At 69.7% G+C, this 16,377-nt stretch carries 18 protein-coding genes and 1 pseudogene; 9 read left to right on the top strand and 10 right to left on the bottom strand.

Features of this window, described 5'->3' with window-relative positions:
- Positions 1 to 445 precede the first annotated feature (445 nt).
- Both ASD38_RS02765 and gshB read right to left on the bottom strand, forming a co-directional pair.
- A complete protein-coding gene (locus ASD38_RS02765) occupies positions 446 to 1,996 on the bottom strand; it encodes a YifB family Mg chelatase-like AAA ATPase (protein ID WP_056457360.1) in 1,551 nt (516 codons plus the stop codon).
- 130 nt (positions 1,997 to 2,126) lie between these two features.
- Positions 2,127 to 3,074 carry a glutathione synthase gene (gene gshB / locus ASD38_RS02760; protein ID WP_056457357.1) on the bottom strand — a complete coding sequence of 316 codons (948 nt, stop codon included), beginning with the start codon at positions 3,072 to 3,074 and terminating at the stop codon, positions 2,127 to 2,129.
- 197 nt (positions 3,075 to 3,271) lie between these two features.
- On the opposite strand from gshB, the gene ASD38_RS02755 reads away from it, so the two are divergent.
- Complete coding sequence (locus ASD38_RS02755; protein ID WP_056457354.1) at positions 3,272 to 4,279, top strand: zinc-dependent alcohol dehydrogenase family protein; 1,008 nt, start codon at positions 3,272 to 3,274, stop codon at positions 4,277 to 4,279.
- A gap of 3 nt (positions 4,280 to 4,282) precedes the next feature.
- Here the strand turns inward: ASD38_RS02755 and ASD38_RS02750 are convergent, their stop codons facing one another.
- From ASD38_RS02750 to rdgB, 5 genes are all read right to left on the bottom strand, one after another.
- Positions 4,283 to 5,098: a SirB1 family protein gene (locus ASD38_RS02750; protein ID WP_056444090.1), complete on the bottom strand. Its 816-nt coding sequence runs from the start codon at positions 5,096 to 5,098 to the stop codon at positions 4,283 to 4,285.
- On the bottom strand, positions 5,095 to 5,490 hold the full coding sequence (locus ASD38_RS02745) for a YraN family protein (protein ID WP_056457351.1): 396 nt from the start codon (positions 5,488 to 5,490) through the stop codon (positions 5,095 to 5,097). The genes ASD38_RS02750 and ASD38_RS02745 overlap by 4 nt, the downstream gene beginning before the upstream one ends.
- Positions 5,487 to 6,356: a 16S rRNA (cytidine(1402)-2'-O)-methyltransferase gene (rsmI, locus tag ASD38_RS02740; protein ID WP_056457348.1), complete on the bottom strand. Its 870-nt coding sequence runs from the start codon at positions 6,354 to 6,356 to the stop codon at positions 5,487 to 5,489. The genes ASD38_RS02745 and rsmI overlap by 4 nt, the downstream gene beginning before the upstream one ends.
- Positions 6,357 to 6,440: 84 nt before the next feature.
- Positions 6,441 to 7,589, bottom strand: a complete 1,149-nt coding sequence (gene hemW, locus ASD38_RS02735; RefSeq protein WP_056457345.1) for a radical SAM family heme chaperone HemW — start codon at positions 7,587 to 7,589, stop codon at positions 6,441 to 6,443.
- 132 nt (positions 7,590 to 7,721) lie between these two features.
- The gene (gene rdgB / locus ASD38_RS02730; protein ID WP_056444076.1) at positions 7,722 to 8,327 is read right to left on the bottom strand and encodes an RdgB/HAM1 family non-canonical purine NTP pyrophosphatase; all 606 of its coding nucleotides are present in this window, start codon (positions 8,325 to 8,327) and stop codon (positions 7,722 to 7,724) included.
- Positions 8,328 to 8,784: 457 nt separating this feature from the next.
- Here rdgB and ASD38_RS02725 point away from each other — a divergent pair, with 457 nt between their 5' ends.
- Positions 8,785 to 9,318, top strand: a complete 534-nt coding sequence (locus ASD38_RS02725) for a DUF2975 domain-containing protein (RefSeq protein ID WP_056444072.1) — start codon at positions 8,785 to 8,787, stop codon at positions 9,316 to 9,318.
- A 22-nt stretch (positions 9,319 to 9,340) separates the two neighbouring features.
- Positions 9,341 to 9,571, top strand: coding sequence for a helix-turn-helix domain-containing protein (locus ASD38_RS02720; protein ID WP_056444069.1), 231 nt, complete (start codon positions 9,341 to 9,343; stop codon positions 9,569 to 9,571).
- Between the two features lie 24 nt (positions 9,572 to 9,595).
- Here the strand turns inward: ASD38_RS02720 and ASD38_RS02715 are convergent, their stop codons facing one another.
- Entirely contained in the window at positions 9,596 to 10,225 is a 630-nt protein-coding gene (locus ASD38_RS02715) for a glutathione S-transferase family protein (RefSeq protein WP_056457342.1), read from the bottom strand.
- 157 nt (positions 10,226 to 10,382) lie between these two features.
- On the opposite strand from ASD38_RS02715, the gene ASD38_RS02710 reads away from it, so the two are divergent.
- Positions 10,383 to 10,883: a winged helix-turn-helix transcriptional regulator gene (locus ASD38_RS02710; RefSeq protein ID WP_056457339.1), complete on the top strand. Its 501-nt coding sequence runs from the start codon at positions 10,383 to 10,385 to the stop codon at positions 10,881 to 10,883.
- Between the two features lie 45 nt (positions 10,884 to 10,928).
- Here the strand turns inward: ASD38_RS02710 and rph are convergent, their stop codons facing one another.
- Entirely contained in the window at positions 10,929 to 11,645 is a 717-nt protein-coding gene (rph, locus tag ASD38_RS02705) for a ribonuclease PH (RefSeq protein ID WP_056444062.1), read from the bottom strand.
- Positions 11,646 to 11,779: 134 nt separating this feature from the next.
- Here rph and hrcA point away from each other — a divergent pair, with 134 nt between their 5' ends.
- Together hrcA and grpE are read left to right on the top strand one after the other, a co-directional pair.
- Positions 11,780 to 12,856 carry a heat-inducible transcriptional repressor HrcA gene (hrcA, locus tag ASD38_RS02700; RefSeq protein ID WP_056444060.1) on the top strand — a complete coding sequence of 359 codons (1,077 nt, stop codon included), beginning with the start codon at positions 11,780 to 11,782 and terminating at the stop codon, positions 12,854 to 12,856.
- Positions 12,857 to 12,866: 10 nt separating this feature from the next.
- On the top strand, positions 12,867 to 13,487 hold the full coding sequence (grpE, locus tag ASD38_RS02695; protein WP_056444058.1) for a nucleotide exchange factor GrpE: 621 nt from the start codon (positions 12,867 to 12,869) through the stop codon (positions 13,485 to 13,487).
- A gap of 168 nt (positions 13,488 to 13,655) precedes the next feature.
- On the opposite strand, the gene ASD38_RS02690 is transcribed toward grpE, so the two are convergent.
- Positions 13,656 to 14,126, bottom strand: coding sequence for a low molecular weight protein-tyrosine-phosphatase (locus ASD38_RS02690; RefSeq protein WP_056457337.1), 471 nt, complete (start codon positions 14,124 to 14,126; stop codon positions 13,656 to 13,658).
- 97 nt (positions 14,127 to 14,223) lie between these two features.
- Between ASD38_RS02690 and msrA the strand changes: the two genes are divergently transcribed.
- From msrA to dnaN, 3 genes and pseudogenes are all read left to right on the top strand, one after another.
- Positions 14,224 to 14,742, top strand: coding sequence for a peptide-methionine (S)-S-oxide reductase MsrA (gene msrA / locus ASD38_RS02685; RefSeq protein ID WP_056444052.1), 519 nt, complete (start codon positions 14,224 to 14,226; stop codon positions 14,740 to 14,742).
- 13 nt (positions 14,743 to 14,755) lie between these two features.
- A pseudogene (locus ASD38_RS25035) lies at positions 14,756 to 14,846 on the top strand (hypothetical protein); the annotation flags it as partial.
- A 173-nt stretch (positions 14,847 to 15,019) separates the two neighbouring features.
- Positions 15,020 to 16,138, top strand: a complete 1,119-nt coding sequence (gene dnaN / locus ASD38_RS02680) for a DNA polymerase III subunit beta (RefSeq protein ID WP_056444050.1) — start codon at positions 15,020 to 15,022, stop codon at positions 16,136 to 16,138.
- Positions 16,139 to 16,377: the final 239 nt, after the last annotated feature.

Here is a 16,377-nt window from a genome sequence, read left to right as displayed (position 1 = left end):
ATCGGTCGCTGGCCATGCGCCCTTTCCCGCGTCGAGGTGAGACAAGGATACGGCCGGTTTGGAGGGTGAGGACCAAATCGGGTCGAGAAAGTTCAGGGCGTTGAAATCGCTGGGATTTGTTGGCTGAACGCAGAGCGTAGACGGCTCAGCCGGGGACATGCTCTCACGGCAAGGTCTCGGCCAATCGCCCTCGGAGCGCGGGATGAGTGCGTGTCCCCAACGACATCCACGGCGTCAAACCGCGATCCTGGACAAAACCAAGCTCAGCGGATCGGTTGGGGACACGCACTCACCCCGAGCGCTCCACGAACCTGCCGAGGTCTTGCCGTGAGAGCATGTCCCCGACTGTAGTGCGCCCCCGCGCGAAATCGGACAGGGCGTCACCCCTCTCCCTCCCACGCCTACGGCGCGGGTCCCTCCCTCTCCCCTCCGGGAGAGGGTTTCTCTAGAACGCCCCCTCGCCCGTCGCCGCGCCCAGCGCGTTGGTCCGCCGATGGGCCAGCGCCTCGGCGACGTGCACCCGGTGGACGCTGACCGCGCCCTCCAGGTCGGCGATGGTGCGGGCCAGGCGCAGCACGCGGGTCCAGCCGCGGGCGCTGATCTGGCCGGCTTCGGCGGCGCGGGCCAGCAGGCCGCGTCCGGCCTCGTCGAGATCGGCGATCTTCTCCAGATAGCGGCCCTCGGCGCGGCCGTTCAGGGCCTCGGCGCCCGACGGCGCGCCCTCGATCGCCTCCGCCCGCTCGACCTGCAGCCGACGGGCCCGCGCCACCCGGGCGGCGGCCTCGGCGGTGCCTTCGGACGGCGGCGGCAGGGCCAGGTCGGCGGCGGTGACGGCGGGCATGTCGACGGCCAGGTCGATGCGGTCCATCAGCGGCCCGCTGACCCGGCCCTGATAGTCGCGGAGGCAGCGCGGGGCCTTGCCGCAGGCCCCGCGCCCGGCCCCGCCATGGCCGCAGCGGCAGGGGTTCATCGCCGCCACCAGCTGCACCCGGGCCGGATAGCGGACATGGGCGTTGGCCCGGGCCACCATCACCTCGCCGGTCTCCAGCGGCCCGCGCAGGCTGTCCAGCGCCTGGACCCCGAACTCGGGCAGTTCGTCCAGGAACAGCACGCCGTTGTGGGCCAACGACACCTCGCCCGGCTTGGCCTTCAGCCCGCCGCCGGTCAGGGCGGCCATCGAGGCGCTGTGGTGCGGGGCGCGATAGGGCCGGGCCCGGGTCAGGGTGCCCTTGGCGATCAGCCCCGCCACCGAATGGACCATCGAGGTCTCCAGCAGTTCGTGCGAGCTCAAGGGCGGCAAGAGCCCCGGCAGGCGCTGGGCCAGCATCGACTTGCCCGAGCCCGGCGGGCCGCAGAACAGCAGGTTGTGCGAGCCGGCGGCGGCGATCTCCAGGGCCCGCTTGGCGTGCTCCTGGCCCTTGACGTCGCGCAGGTCGCGGACCGCCTCGCCCTCGATCACCGGGCCGGGCGCGGGCGCCGACAGGATCTGGCCGCCCCGGAAGTGGTTGATCAACGCCACCAGCGAGCGCGGCGCCAGGATCCGCGTGCCGCCGGCCCAGGCCGCCTCGGGCCCGCAGGCCTCGGGGCAGATCAGGCCCAGGTCCATCGCCCCGGCGGCCATGGCGGCGGGCAGGGCCCCGGCGCAGGCCGCGATCCGTCCGTCCAAGGACAATTCGCCCATCGCCGCCCAGCCGTCGAGGGCGTCGATCGGAATCACGCCCATCGCGGCCATCACCGCCAGGGCGATGGGCAGATCGTAATGGCTGCCCTCCTTGGGCATGTCGGCCGGAGCCAGGTTGGCGACGATGCGCCTTGGCGGCAGGGCCAGGCCCATGCCGGCGAATGCTCCGCGCACCCGCTCCTTGCTCTCGGCCACGGCCTTGTCGCCCAAGCCGACGATGACCATCACCTGCTGACCGCCCGTCAGCTGGACCTCGACGTCGACGCGCCGCGCCTCCACGCCCTCGAACGCCACCGTGACGACCTTTGCGGCCATTGGGTTTTCGCCCCTTTGCCCCACTGTTTTATCCACAAGCCAAGCATGGCCGTTGGAGCGGAGCAAGAACGAAAAACGAACATTTCAGGAAAGTGTGACGATTCAGTCGTCTACAGGTAGGTCCTAATCCTCAGGTGGAACTGAGCTCGGCGATCCGATCCCAGAGGATCTCGGCGGCGTCCGCGCCCCCGAAACGCTTGAGCTGCTGGGCCCCGGTCGGTGAGGTGACGTTGATCTCGGTCAGGTATTCTCCGATCACATCGATGCCGACGAACAGCAGGCCGCGCCGCTTCAGTTCCGGGCCGATGATCGCGCAGAGCTCCAGATCGCGCTTGGTCAGCTCCACGGCCTCGGCCCGGCCGCCCACGCGGAGGTTGGAACGCACCTGGCCGGCGGCCGGCACGCGGTTGACCGCGCCGACCGGCTCGCCGTGGACCAGCAGGATGCGCTTGTCGCCCTTGCTGACGGCCGGGACGAATTTCTGGGCGATCACCTGCTCGCGGCCGATCATGGCGTGCAGTTCCAGAAGGGCGTCCAGATTGGGGTCGTCGGCCAGCAGCCGCGCCACCCCCGAACCGCCGCCGCCGTAGAGCGGCTTGAGCACGATGTCGCCGTGCTTGGCCCGGAAGTCGTAGATCGCCTGGTGGTCGCTGGTGATCAGGGTCGGCGGCTGGACGCCCGGGAAATCGGTGACGAACAGCTTCTCGGGCGCGTTGCGCACCTCGGCCGGATTGTTCACGACCAGGGTGTGGGGGTGAACCTTCTCCAGGAAGTGGGTGGCGGTGATGTAGGCCATGTCGAACGGCGGATCCTGGCGCATCAGCACCACGTCGACGTCGTCCTTCATATCCAGCAGCACGCTCTCGCCCAGCTCGGCGTGGGCGCCCTGGGTCTTGGTCAGCGTCAGGGGTTGGGCGCGGGCGAACACCCGGCCGTCCTCCATCGACAGCTTGTCGGGGGTGTAGAACCACAGCTTGTGGCCCCGGGTCTGGGCTTCCCACATCATCAGGAAGGTGGTGTCGGTTTCGATGTTGATCCCCAGGACGGGATCCATCTGGACGGCGACTCTCAGCGACATGGGGACTCCGGATCGGCTTGGGCGGGGGTCCCGCACGCGATTGCCTAGTTAAGGCGGCGGAGCCCCGAATGCGAGAGGCGACTTGCCCGTCGACCGGTTGACGTCGCGGCGTCCTTGAAAGGCCGGGCGGCTTCACCCAGGCTCGCTCGCACGAAGATTTCCGGCGCGGACGCAACCGCCCAAGGGAGGCCAAGCCCATGAAAGCCATCCAGATCGCGGCGCCCGCCGGTCTCGACGCCCTGCGGTTTGTCGACCTGCCCGATCCGGGACCGCCGGGGCCGGGCGAGATCCTGGTCCGCCTTCGCGCCAGCTCGCTGAACTATCACGACTATCTGGTGGCGATCGGCGGCATTCCCACCGCCGACGGCCGCATCCCGATGTCCGACGGGGCCGGCGAGGTGCTGGCGGTCGGGGAGGGCGTCAAGGACTTCGCCGTCGGCGACCTGGCGGTCTCGACCTTCTTTCCGCTCTGGCAGGACGGCGACGCGCCGGACGACGGCTTCGCGGGCGTGCCGGGCGACGGCGCCGACGGCTACGCCCGGGAGCTGGTTGTGGCGCCCGCCACGGCGTTCACCCGGGCGCCCAAGGGTTGGGACGCCGCCGAGGCCGCGACGATCACCTGCGCGGGCGTGACCGCCTGGCGGGGCCTGGTCGGGGACGGCGCGCTCAAGGGCGGCGAGACCGTGCTGGTGCAGGGCACGGGCGGGGTGTCGATCTACGGCCTGCAGATCGCCAAGGCCTTTGGGTGCACGGTGATCGCCACCTCGTCGTCCGACGAAAAGCTGGAGCGGCTCAAGGCGCTGGGGGCCGACAGCCTGATCAACTACAAATCCGAACCCGAATGGGGCAAGGCCGTCCGCAAGCTGACCGACGGTCGCGGCGTGGATCACATCCTGGAGATCGGCGGCGCGGGCACCCTGCCCCAGTCCATCGTCGCGGCGCGCAACGGCGGCCATATCGCCCTGATCGGGGTCCTGGCCGGTGTCGCGGGGCCCGTGCCGACCGTGGCGATCATGGGCAAGCAATTGAAGGTCATCGGCCTGACCGTCGGCAGCCGCCGCCACCAGCTCGACATGATCCGGGCGATCGACGTGGCGGGCTACCGGCCGGTCCTCGACAGGCGTTTCCCGCTCGAACAGCTGGCCGACGCCTTCCGCCACCAGGCGTCAAACCGCCATTTCGGCAAGATCGTCGTCGATATCTGACGGTCAGTTGAGTCTGAGCCGCATCCGCTCCCGGGCCGCCCGGGCCGCGATGGTCGCGCCGCCGTCCAGGACCTGGGCGCGCGACAGGGCCTGCAGGGCCCCCGCCAGCGCCCCCTGCCCCTCGCGGGCGGCGGCGACGTCCAGCCAGGGATGGTGGTCGGTGGGATCGAGCAGGGCGCGGCGCAGGGCCGAGCGCTCGGCCCGGGCCCAGTCGCGGGCCTGCTGGGCGCGGGCGAAGATGTTGTTCTGCAGGCGGATCAGCACGGCCCGGTCGGTGATCGGGCTCATCAGCACGTCCAGCTTGGCGGCGACGTCGGGCATCAGGCCGGTGCGCAGGGCCCGGCGCGACAGCTCGGACGGCAGCACGACCCGCCCCTCGCTGAACGGGTCCAGGGCCAGCGGCCCCTCCTCGGTCTCGATGCGCAGCAGGAAGTGGCCCGGGAAGTCGACGCCGTACAGGTCCAGGCCGCAGGCGCGGCCGGCGTGCAGGTAGAACACGCCCAGGGTGACGGGCAGGCCCTTGCGCCGCTCGGCCACGGCGATCACGTCGGCGTTGTCGGGATGGTCGTAGGTGATCAGGTCGCCCGACAGCCGCAGGTCGCCGGCCATGGTCTCGGCCAGGGCCTCCTCGGGCGACTCGGCCTTCAGGCGCTCGGTCAGACGGTCGATGGAGGTCTTGGCCATGTCGAGCACGGGGGCCAGGTCACGGTCCGGGTCGTCGTGCACGGCGCAGGCCAGGGCGGCCTCGAACAGCGGAAAGGTCTTGTCCGGACATTCGCCGGCCTCGGTCAGCAGGGCTTCGGCCTCCTCCCGCGTCATTGGCCGTCCACCCAGGCGTTGGGGACGTGACGCGGACGGCGGCCGGGCGCGAGGGCGATCAGGTCCAGGCGGACCACGGCGTCGCGCAGGCCGGCGCGGTGGGCGGCGATGTGCGCGCCGGCGCGGCGCAGACGGGCCCGCTGTTCATAGGTCACCGCTTCCAGCGCGGCCTCCAGACTGGTCCTGCTCTTGACCTCGACAACGGCCAGCACGCCGCCGCGTTGCGCCAGCAGGTCGATCTCGCCCAGCGGCGTGGCCAGGCGGAAGCCGAGAATCCGATAGCCCTTGGCCATCAGCCACAGGGCCGCCACCACCTCGGCGCGGCGTCCCGACAGGCGGGCGGCGGTCCCGCGAGCCCGCCTCTCCGGGCGAATGGGGCGGACGACGCTCATCCGGCCTCCCTCATCGCAAGGGCCTGGCGATAGAGGTCCTTGCGCGACAGGCCCAGGGCCTTGGCGACCTCCGAGGCGGCCTCGCCCAGCGGCAGGCGGGTCATGGCGTCGCGCAGGGCGGTCTCGGCGTCGGCGGCGCTGGCGACCTCGTCCTCGCCGGGGCCGACCAGGATGACGATCTCGCCCTTGGGAGCCTCGAAGCGGGGATCGGCGGCCAGCTCGTCCAGGGGCCCGCGGATGCAGGTCTCGTAGAGCTTGGTCAGTTCGCGGGCCACCGCGCCGGGGCGCGGACCGAACACGGCGGCCATGTCGGCCAGGCTGTCGGCCACCCGCGAGGCGCCCTCGTAGAAGATCAGGGTGGCGCGGACATTGGCCAGGTCCTGGAAGAAGGTCCGGCGCGCGGCGGTCTTGGTCGGCGGAAAGCCGGCGAACAGGAAGCGGTCGGTAGGCAGGCCGGCCAGGGTCAGGGCCGCCAGGGCCGCCGAGGCGCCGGGGATCGGGAACACCGGATGGCCGGCCGCGATCGCCGCCTGGGCCAAGCGCAGGCCGGGGTCGGAGACCATCGGCGTGCCGGCGTCCGAGACCAGGGCGATCCGCTCGCCGGCCTCCAGCCGCTCCAGGATGCGCGGCGTCTCGCGGTCGGCGACGTGCTCGTCATAGCGCTGCAGCCGCTTGGAGATGGCGTAGGCGGCCAGAAGCTTTCCGGAAACCCGGGTGTCCTCGGCCAGCAGGACGTCGCAGCCGGCCAGAACGTCCAGGGCCCGCAGGGTGATGTCGCGCAGGTTCCCGATCGGCGTGGCCACCAGGTAAAGCCCGGGGGCCAGCGGCGCGTCGGACAGGGCGGGCGGGGCAAGCTGGCGGCTCAAGGGCTTACACTTTCCGGCGGACTGGGCCGACACGAACTAGGGCGCCGACGACGCGGTTACGCAATTCTGTTGCCGATAGGGTTATCAGGTCGCGAGCGTTCCTGTCAGCCGGTCCAGTACGAGACGTCCCGATCGGGTGGCGCGAAGCCGAATCCTATCGTCGACGAGAAGATCCGCCTCGACCAGTGTTTTCACCTTGGGCGTGTCCGGCGACAGGCCCAGGGCGGCGATCTCGGCGAAGCTCACGCCGTCGTCGATGCGCAGGCCCAGCAGCAATCGCTCCTCGGCCGCCTCCAGCGGCGTGAGCGCCTCGCGATCGAAGCCGACGCCGGTTTCGGCCACCGCGCGGACGTAGTCGGCGATTCCGCGCCGGGCCGTGGTGGCGAGCTTTCCGCCGTCCCCCGTCAGGCGGCCATGCGCCCCCGGACCGACGCCGACATAGTCGTGGCCGCGCCAGTAGACGAGGTTGTGGCGCGAGCGGGCGGCCTCGCCCCGGGCGTGGTTGGAGACCTCGTAGGCGTCGAAGCCGGCGGCTTCCAGCACGCTCTGGGTGGTCTCGAACAGGGCGGCGGCCAGATCCTCGTCGGGGACGACCAGCGTCCCGCGCCCCACGGCGCGGTCGAAGGCGGTGCCCGCCTCGATGGTCAGCTGGTAGGGCGAGACGTGCTCGGGCCCGTAGGCCAGCAGGTCGGAGAGCTCGGCCGCCCAGGCCTCCGCCGTCTGGCCGGGCCGGGCATAGATCAGGTCGGCCGACAGGCGCGGGAAGGCCTTGGCCGCCACGGCGATCGCCCGCCGGGCCGAGCCGGCGTCGTGATTGCGGCCCAGCAGCTTCAACGCCGCGTCGTCCAGCGCCTGGACCCCCAGCGACAGCCGCGCCACGCCCGCCGCGGCCAGGGCCGCGAAGCGGTCGGTCTCGGCGTCGGTCGGATTGGCCTCGAGGCTGATCTCCAGATCGTCGGCCGGGCTCCACAGCGCCTTGGCGGTCTCGATCACCCGGGCGACCTCCCCGGGATCCATCAGCGAAGGCGTGCCGCCGCCGAAGAAGATCGACAGCAGGTCGCGCGGGCCGGTCAGGGCGCGCTGGGCCTTCAGGTCGGCGACGATGGCGTCGGCCAGGGCCGCCTGCTCGTTGGTCCGCCCCCGGTCGCGCACGACGTTGAAGTCGCAATAGGGGCAGATCCTGGCGCAGTAGGGCCAGTGGACGTAGACGCCGAGGGGAGGAGGCTGGGTCACTTTCCCTCTCCGCTGTCATCCCGGGCGTAGCGGAGCGAAGACCCGGGACCGCCGGAAGCGCATGCGTTCACGCGTCGGTCCCGGATCGGCGCGCTGCGCGCTTGTCCGGGATGACAACGAAATATGGAGAGGTCACTCAAACAGCGCCGCCTTGAGCTTCTCGAACGCCACGGCGCGGTGGCTCATGGCGTCCTTGGCGGCCGGCTCCAGCTCGCCGAAGGTCTGGTCGAAACCGTTCGGGATGAAGATCGGGTCGTAGCCGAACCCCCGGTCGCCGCGTGGCGGGAAGGTCAGGGTCCCGTGGACCTCGCCCTGCACCACCACCGCCGGACCGCCGTTCGGCCAGGCCACGGCCAGGGCGCAGGTGAACCAGGCGGAACGATCCTCGGAAGCCGCCTCTTCGATCCGCTCGGCGACCTTGTCCATGGCCACGGCGAAGTCCTTGGTCGGCCCCGCCCAGCGGGCCGAATAGATGCCCGGCGCGCCGTCCAGCGCGGCGACCGACAGGCCCGAATCGTCGGCCAAGGCGATCTGCCCTGACAGGTCGGCGGCGTGGCGGGCCTTGAGCAGGGCGTTGCCGACGAAAGTCGTCTCGGTCTCGTCCGGCTCGGGCAGGCCCAGCGTCCCGGCCGCCAGCACCTCGAAGCGCCCATCCAGCAGGGCGGCCAGTTCCTTGGCCTTGCCGGGGTTGTGCGTCGCCGCGACGAGCCTCGCGCCAGCTTCCAGCTTCAGCGTCATCGCCTCTCTCCTCTCGGACAATCCCAAATGCGGCTTCTCTACTCCTCCAAGTCGCCCCCCGCCCGCAAGGTTCGCGTGGCGAACCCGCGATGGTGGCCGCGGCGCCACACCCGGGATAATCCGTTCGGTGAGCGCGATCATTACAGAGGTTTAATATCGTTTATCGATAAGCAACATTGGCGCTTCCGAATTCGCTCCCTATGTTCGCGTCATGGGAGACGCGCCATGTCGGCGCGGTTCCGCACTCGACCCGAAGGCCCGCCATGTCCGCCGCCAGACTGTTCCGCATCGTCGACGCCGTCGCCACCCGCCTGGCCACGCTGACGCTGATCGTCGGTCTGCCGCTCGCCGCCGTGACCTTCGCGATCAAGACGTTCTGACCCGGGGTCATGCTCGCCTTTGACCCGCCCCGATCCGCCGGGGCATGGTCGGCGTTTCTGCGTGAGGGGAAGAGCGGATGCGCGCCTTGGGGCCTGGCTCGGTATCGAGTTTCCTGAAGATCATTCTCGATGTGATCTATGTGGGTCTGTGGGTCTGGGTCAGCCTGCTGGCGATCTTCACGGTCGCGGTGCTGCTGCTCAGCTTCAATCCCGAACTGATCACCTCGAAACTGCATATCGGCAGCTCGGTCGACGAGCTGATCACCAAGGGGCCGCTGTTCGCGGGCGCCTTGGGCGCCTGGGCGCTGCTCTCGGGAGGCTGGATGGTGATCGTCGAGCGCCTGCGGCGGGTGTTCTCCACCCTGACCGCCGGCGATCCGTTCCATCCCGACAACGTCCGCCGCCTGCGGGTGGTGGGCCTGGTCCTCGCCGCCCTGGAGATCGGCCACTACATCTTCGCCGCTCTGGCCAAGTGGCTGGCGCCGGACACCAAGATCGTCGACGGCTCGTTCAGCCTGAGCGCCTGGTTCCCGGTCCTGGTGGTGTTCGTTCTGGCCGAGGTCTTCCGCGAGGGCGCCCGCCTTCGACGGGAGGCCGAACTGACAATCTGACGACGCGGAGACGAAGAACCCCATGGCCATCCGCGTGCAACTGGACCGCATCCTTCTGGAGCGACGAATGTCGCTGACCGAGCTGTCGGACCGCGTCGGCGTGACGATCGCCAACCTGTCGATCCTCAAGACCGGCAAGGCCCGCGCCGTGCGCTTCACCACGCTGGACGCCCTGTGCCGCGAGCTGGACTGCCAGCCGGGGGACCTGATGACCTATGAGCCTGGGCCGGGGGACGTGCACGAAGAGGACTGAACCTCCTCCTTCCCCCGCGATGCTCTAGCCCCACCATCCCTTTGTAGCCTGGCATGTCTCGAGGGCCCGCTGGAAACCCCCGCGCTCGCGCAGCCGCGTCATGTAGGCCCGCTCTACGTCGCCAAACACGACCCCGACGTTCTTCCGCGCCATCTCCAGCGCATAGCCCACCGAAATGTCCGCCGCGGTGAAGGCGTCCCCAGCCAAATACGGCCCGCGCTCCAGCGCCCGCGTCACCAGGGTCAACCGGGTGGTGAACACGTCCATCGCCTGGCGCGCGCTCCAATTGTCGCGCTCGCTTTCCGGCGCGATGTTCCGGGCGCCCGAAACGAAATAGATCGAGGCGGCGAGCCCGGCTTCACCGAGGTGCAGAAACTGCTGGTAGGCGGGAAAGGCCGCGTCCCGCGCGCCCGGCGCCAGCGCCGTCGGCCCGTAGCGCGCCAGGAGGTACTCCATGATCGCGACGGACTCGACCATCGTGACCTCGCCGTCGCGGAGCGCGGGGATGAAACCGGCGGGATTGATGTCGAGGAACTCGGGATCGTTCTCGACTCCGGCCAACAGGTCGACGCCCCGCAGCCGGTACGGCAGACCCATCTCCTCCAGCAGCCAAACGACCCGAAAGCCCCTGCCTTCGCCGAAGACTGTGATCATGGCGGACTTCCTTTCAGGCCCCGGCGCGCCCGTGAAAACGGCTCCGACGACCTAGCCGATCCAAGGGGCAAGGCTCGAGGACAGACCGCTTGCACATTGCAAGCGGTTGGAGATTGACCGGCCTGGTCCTAGTTTGCAAGCAGTTAGGAGTCGGTCATTGAGCGAGACGCATCGATCGGGTTGCCCCATCAATCTGACCCTCGAGCTGCTTGGGGACCGATGGAGCCTCATCGTCATCCGCGACATCATGTTCGGCGATCGCCGCCGCTATCGCGAACTTCTCACGCGCTCGGAGGAGGGCATAGCGTCGAACGTCCTGGCCGATCGCCTGAAGCGGCTCCTGGCGGCGGGCCTGCTCACCAAGGCCCGCGATCCCGGCCACCGCCAAAGCGGGCTCTACACCCTGACGGAGCCCGCGATCCAGTTGTTGCCGGTGCTGGCCCAGATGGGGGCCTGGGGCCGCCGGCATGCGCCGGCCTCCAGGGAGCTTTCGATCAGAGCCCAGCTTCTTGAGGAGGGCGGCCCCGCGATGTGGGAGGCGGTGATGACCGAGTTGCGGGCCGCCCATCTGGGCGGCCCGCCGGCAAAGACCTCCGCGCTCCTGCAGCTTCAGGCGGCGTTCGAGGCGATCATGGCCGAAGGCGCGGCCCCTGGCTGATCAGCCCGAAGAGGCGGGCGTCAAGGAGCCGGGGTCGCCGCGGGACTATTTGGAGACCGCTTCGCGCTGCTTCACGAACAGCTCGCCGATCCCCTTTTCCGCCAGGGCGAACAGCTGGTCGAACTCGCCGCGGGTGAAGCCGCGCTTCTCGCCGGTGGCCTGGACCTCGACGATGTCGCCGGCGTCGGTCAGCACGAAGTTGCTGTCGGCCTCGGCGCTGGAGTCCTCCTCGTAGTCGAGGTCGAGCACCGGGGTGTCCTTGAACACGCCGCAGGAAACGGCCGCCACCTGGCCCAGGATCGGGTCGGTCTTCAACACCCCTTCCTCGATCAGGTAGTTGACCGCGATGCGCAGGGCGACCCAGGCACCGGTGATGGCGGCGGTGCGGGTGCCGCCGTCGGCCTGGATGACGTCGCAGTCCAGGCTGATCTGGCGCTCGCCCAGGGCCTTCATGTCCACCACGGCCCGCATGGAGCGGCCGATCAGGCGCTGGATTTCCTGGGTGCGGCCGCTCTGCTTGCCCAGGGCGGCCTCGCGCCGGCCGCGGGTGTGGGTGGCGCGGGGCAGCATGCCGTACTCGGCCGTGACCCAGCCGGCGCCCTTGTTGCGCATCCAGCCGGGGACGCTTTCCTCGACCGTGGCGGTGACCAGCACCTTGGTGTGGCCGAAGCTGACCAGGCACGAGCCCTCGGCGTAGCGGTTGACGCCCGTTTCCAGCGTGACTTCGCGCGTTTGGTCTGGGGCGCGTTCGGACGGACGCATGGAAAACTCCGGGGCTTTGCGTGATAGGATGGGGCCGCTTATCCTAGTTAGGACGGTCGTCCAATCCCGTCGAAACCCGAGGGACCTTCCCGAGGGGGCCCTCAGAGACTTGGGCGGGCGCGTTCGAAGGCTAAATGACACAGCTCTTTTCGGGATTTTCCGCGCAGACTCCCAGTCTCACCGACCTGGACGCCCGCGCCCGCGACATCTTCCGACGGGTGGTCGAATCCTATCTGGAAACCGGCGAACCGGTCGGATCGCGGACCATTTCGCGCGGCGGGATGCAGCTGTCGCCGGCTTCGATCCGCAACACCATGCAGGACCTGGCCCAGCTGGGCCTGCTGGACGCCCCGCACACCAGCGCCGGCCGCATCCCGACCCATGCGGGCCTGCGGATGTTCGTCGACGGCCTGCTGGAGGTGGGCGACATCGGCGAGGAGGAGCGGCGAACCATCGAGGCCCGCCTGTTCGCCCACGGCCGCTCGTTCGAGGAGGCGATGGGCGAGGCCAGCGCCATCCTGTCGGGCCTGGCCGGCGGGGCCGGCGTGGTGGTCGCCCCGGTCCGCGAGGGCGGGGTCAAGCACGTGGAGTTCGTGGCCCTGGGGGCCGACCAGGCCTTGGCGATCATGGTGTTCGACGACGGCACGGTCGAGAACCGGCTGATGCGGCGCTCGGCCGGCGTCACCCCCGCCTCGCTGCAGGAGGCCTCCAACTTCCTCAACGCCCGCCTGCGGGGCCGCACCCTGCAGGAGGCCAAGGTCGAGATGGCGGCCGAGCTGGACACCGCCCGGCGTGAACTGGACGCCACGGCGGCGCGTTTGGTCGAGGACGGCCTGGCGGCCTGGAGCGGCGGCGACGGCGACGAGCGCGCCCTGATCGTCCGGGGCCGGGCCAACCTGCTGGCCGACGCCAGCGCCCGGGAGGATCTGGAGCGCGTGCGGAGGCTGTTTGACGACCTGGAGCAGAAGGGCCAGCTGATCGGCCTGCTGGACGACGTTCGCGGCGCCGAGGGCGTGCGCATTTTCATCGGGGCCGAAACGCGACTCTTTTCGCTTTCGGGTTCCTCCTTGATCGCGGCGCCCTATATGACGGGCCGACAGAAGGTGCTGGGGGCGATCGGCGTGATCGGCCCCACCCGCTTAAACTATGCCCGGGTGATCCCGCTGGTGGACTATACCGCCCGCGTGCTCGGCCGGATGATGGACGGATAAGGACTGAGAGATGACCGACGAACAAACGCCGGCCGAGGACGTGGCCTTCGAGGCCGATGACGCTTCGCAGGAAATCGAGGCGCTGAAGCTGGAAGTGGCGGCCCTGAAGGATCAGGCGCTGCGCTACGCGGCCGAGGCCGAGAACACCAAGCGCCGGGCCGAGCGCGAGTCGAACGACGCGCGCGCCTACGCCATCCAGAAGTTCGCCCGCGACCTGCTGGGCGTGGCCGACAACCTGTCGCGCGCCACGGCCCTGAGCCCGCGCGATTCGCAGGACCCGGCGGTGACCAACTACATCATCGGCGTCGAGATGACCGAGAAGGAGCTGGTGGCGGCCTTCGAACGCAACGGTCTGAAGAAGATCGACCCGAGCAAGGGCGAGAAGTTCGACCCCCACCTGCACCAGGCGGTGATGGAGCAGCCCTCGGACGAGGTCGCCGCCGGCGGCGTCATCCAGGTGCTGCAGGCCGGCTACGAGCTGATGGGCCGCCTGGTCCGTCCCGCCATGGTCGCCGTGGCCGCCAAGGGCTCGACGGGCCCGGGCGCGCCGGCGGAACCCGCCGCGGCGGGACAGAACCCGTACGCCAGCAACGGCGCGGACACCGGCGGTTCGTTCGACACCAAGGCCTAGAGTTTTGCTCAACTTAACAGCCGTCATCCCGGGCCTTGTGCCCGGGACCCCTGGTTCAGCCCGCACGTGAAGTGCAAGCGGTTCGCCAGCGAACCGCCCCCTCCGCACCTGCGGCGGACAGAGGGGTCCCGGGCACAAGGCCCGGGATGACGAGCTGATAGAGAGTGCTCAACCCCCTCCCGCGATCAGATCCGCCAACCCTCGCGCGCCGGCCACGGCGTCCGCCCAGGCGACGTCGAAGTCCGCGTCGTCGCCGTAGTACGGATCGGCCACGGACTTGCCCCGGCGGCCCTCGACGGCGTCCAGCAGCAACAGCAGCTCGGCCATCGCGTCGGACGGCCGGATCCGCTTCAAGTCGGCCAGGTTGTCCCGATCCAGCGCGACCACGTGCGTGAAGCGGTGGAAATCCTCGGGCTTCACCTGCCGGCCGCGATAGGCCGAGATCTCGACGCCGTGCCGGCGGGCCACCGCCTGGGCCCGGCGGTCGGGCGGATCGCCGACGTGCCAGCCGCCGGTGCCGGCCGAATCGATCTCGACCTCCAGGCCGCGCCGCTCGGCCTCCCGGCGGAAGGCGGCCTCGGCCAGGGGCGAGCGACAGATGTTGCCCAGGCAGACGAACAGGACGGCGACGCGCTTCACGAACAGCCTTTCGACAACGGGCCGCGCCGCTTGCGCGCGCGCCGGACAGGCCCAACATGTAGCCTCGCCCATTCCCCTGACGAAAGGCCGTCTTCCCATGACCACCGAAACCGCGATCCTCGCCGGCGGCTGCTTCTGGGGCGTCCAGGACCTGCTGCGCCGCTATCCGGGCGTGCTGAAGACCCGCGTCGGCTATTCCGGCGGCGACGTGCCCAACGCCACTTACCGCAACCACGGGACCCACGCCGAGGCGATCGAGATCGTCTTCGATCCGGCCGTGATCAGCTATCGCCAGATCCTGGAGTTCTTCTTCCAGATCCACGATCCGACCACCCTGAACCGCCAGGGCAACGACATCGGCCTCAGCTACCGCTCGGCGATCTTCTATGCGGACGAGGCGCAGAAGCGGGTCGCCGAGGAGACGATCCAGGACGTCGACGCCTCGAACCTGTGGCCCGGCAAGGTGGTGACCGAGCTGGCCCCGGTCGGCCCGTTCTGGGAGGCCGAGCCCGAGCACCAGGACTATCTGGAGCGGATCCCCAACGGCTACACCTGCCACTTCATCCGCCCGGGCTGGAAGCTGCCGACCCGCGCCGACCGCGCCGCGGCCGGCTAAGGGCCCGAAAAACCTCGTCCTTCGACAGGCTCAGGATGGGGTTTTTCTACTGAACCGTCGCCAGATGCAGCCCTCATCCCGAGCTTGTCGAAGGACGGGGGCGGCCCCACAGACGGGCGGCGTCAAATGATCGGCGGCCGGGGCGCCATTTCGTCGCACCCCGTCGCGCGCCCCCTCTTCCCCAGCGGCGCGATTACGCTAATGTCGCAAGTCCATTCATTGCGGGGCCGCGGGGGATTCTCTCTGTCGGCGGCGGCCCTGGGACCTGGACCGAGATATGAAGCTTACCATCGAGCGGGCGGCGCTGCTGAAGGCGCTGGGTCACGTGCAGAGCGTCGTCGAACGCCGCAACACCATCCCGATCCTGTCGAACATCCTGCTGTCGGCCGATCGCGACACCTTGTCGTTCTCGGCCACCGACCTGGACATGGAGATCATCGACGAGGGCCTGGCCCAGATCGACGGGCCCGGCCAGATCACGGCCCCGGCCCACACCCTGTATGAAATCGTCCGCAAGCTGCCCGACGGTTCGGACGTTTCGCTCAGCTTCAGCGGCGACGACCCCCGCCTGGTGATCCAGGCCGGCCGCTCGCGCTTCAACCTGCCGGTCCTGCCGGCCGGCGACTTCCCGGTGATGAGCAGCGACGGCCTGTCGGGCCGCATCTCGGTCGACACCAACGACCTGATGCGGCTGATCGACAAGACCCGTTTCGCGATCTCGACCGAAGAGACCCGCTACTATCTGAACGGCCTCTATCTCCACACCGTCAACGACGGCGGCGTGACCAAGCTGCGCGCCGTGGCCACCGACGGCCACCGTCTGGCCCTGGCCGAGATGGACGCGCCGGAAGGCTCGGCCGGCCTGCCGGGCGTGATCGTGCCGCGCAAGACCATCCAGGAAGCCCGCCGCCTGATGGAATCGGCCGGCGAGCAGGTCGACCTGCAGATCAGCGCCCAGAAGATCCGCTTCGAGTTCGGCCGCGCGGCCCTGACCTCCAAGGTCATCGACGGCGCCTTCCCGGACTATCTGCGCGTCATCCCGCGCGACAACGCCAAGATCCTGACCCTGGACAACGACCTGTTCGCCAAGGCCGTCGACCGCGTGGCCACCATCTCGGCCGAGAAGAGCCGCTCGGTGAAGCTGGCCGTCGAGCCGGGCCGCATCACCCTGACCGTGCGCAACATGGAAGCCGGCCAGGCCGTCGAAGAGGTCGAGGTCGATTACGACGGCGAAGCCTTCGAGATCGGCTTCAACGCCCGCTACCTGCTGGACGTCTGCGGCCAGATCGGCGGCCCGATCGCCGAGTTCCGCTTCGCCGACCCGGCCAGCCCGACCCTGGTGGTCGATCCGACCGACCCGGGCGTCAAATACGTGCTGATGCCGCTGCGGGTGTAGGAGCTCCAGGCTTCGATCCTTTCGACGAAACGGTGCGCCCCTCCGCCCCCTCTGGGGGCGGACAGACCGCGAAGCGGTCAGGTGGGGGCAAGTGTTCACCGGCACGACCTCTCGTCCTCACGCGGAAGCCCGCTGAGCGTGATGGGAAGGGTGCGAAGCGCCCGGGCCTCGCCCGGATGATTTGCAGTTTTGAATACCGTTTCGACGAAGTCAGGCGCTTCGCGTGGAACCGTTATCCG

Origin of the sequence: Caulobacter sp. Root487D2Y, from assembly GCF_001427165.1 — a bacterium.
GTDB lineage: Bacteria > Pseudomonadota > Alphaproteobacteria > Caulobacterales > Caulobacteraceae > Caulobacter.
The sequence above is the reverse complement of the archived record's forward strand: the minus strand, read 5'-3'. Positions and strand labels throughout refer to the sequence as shown.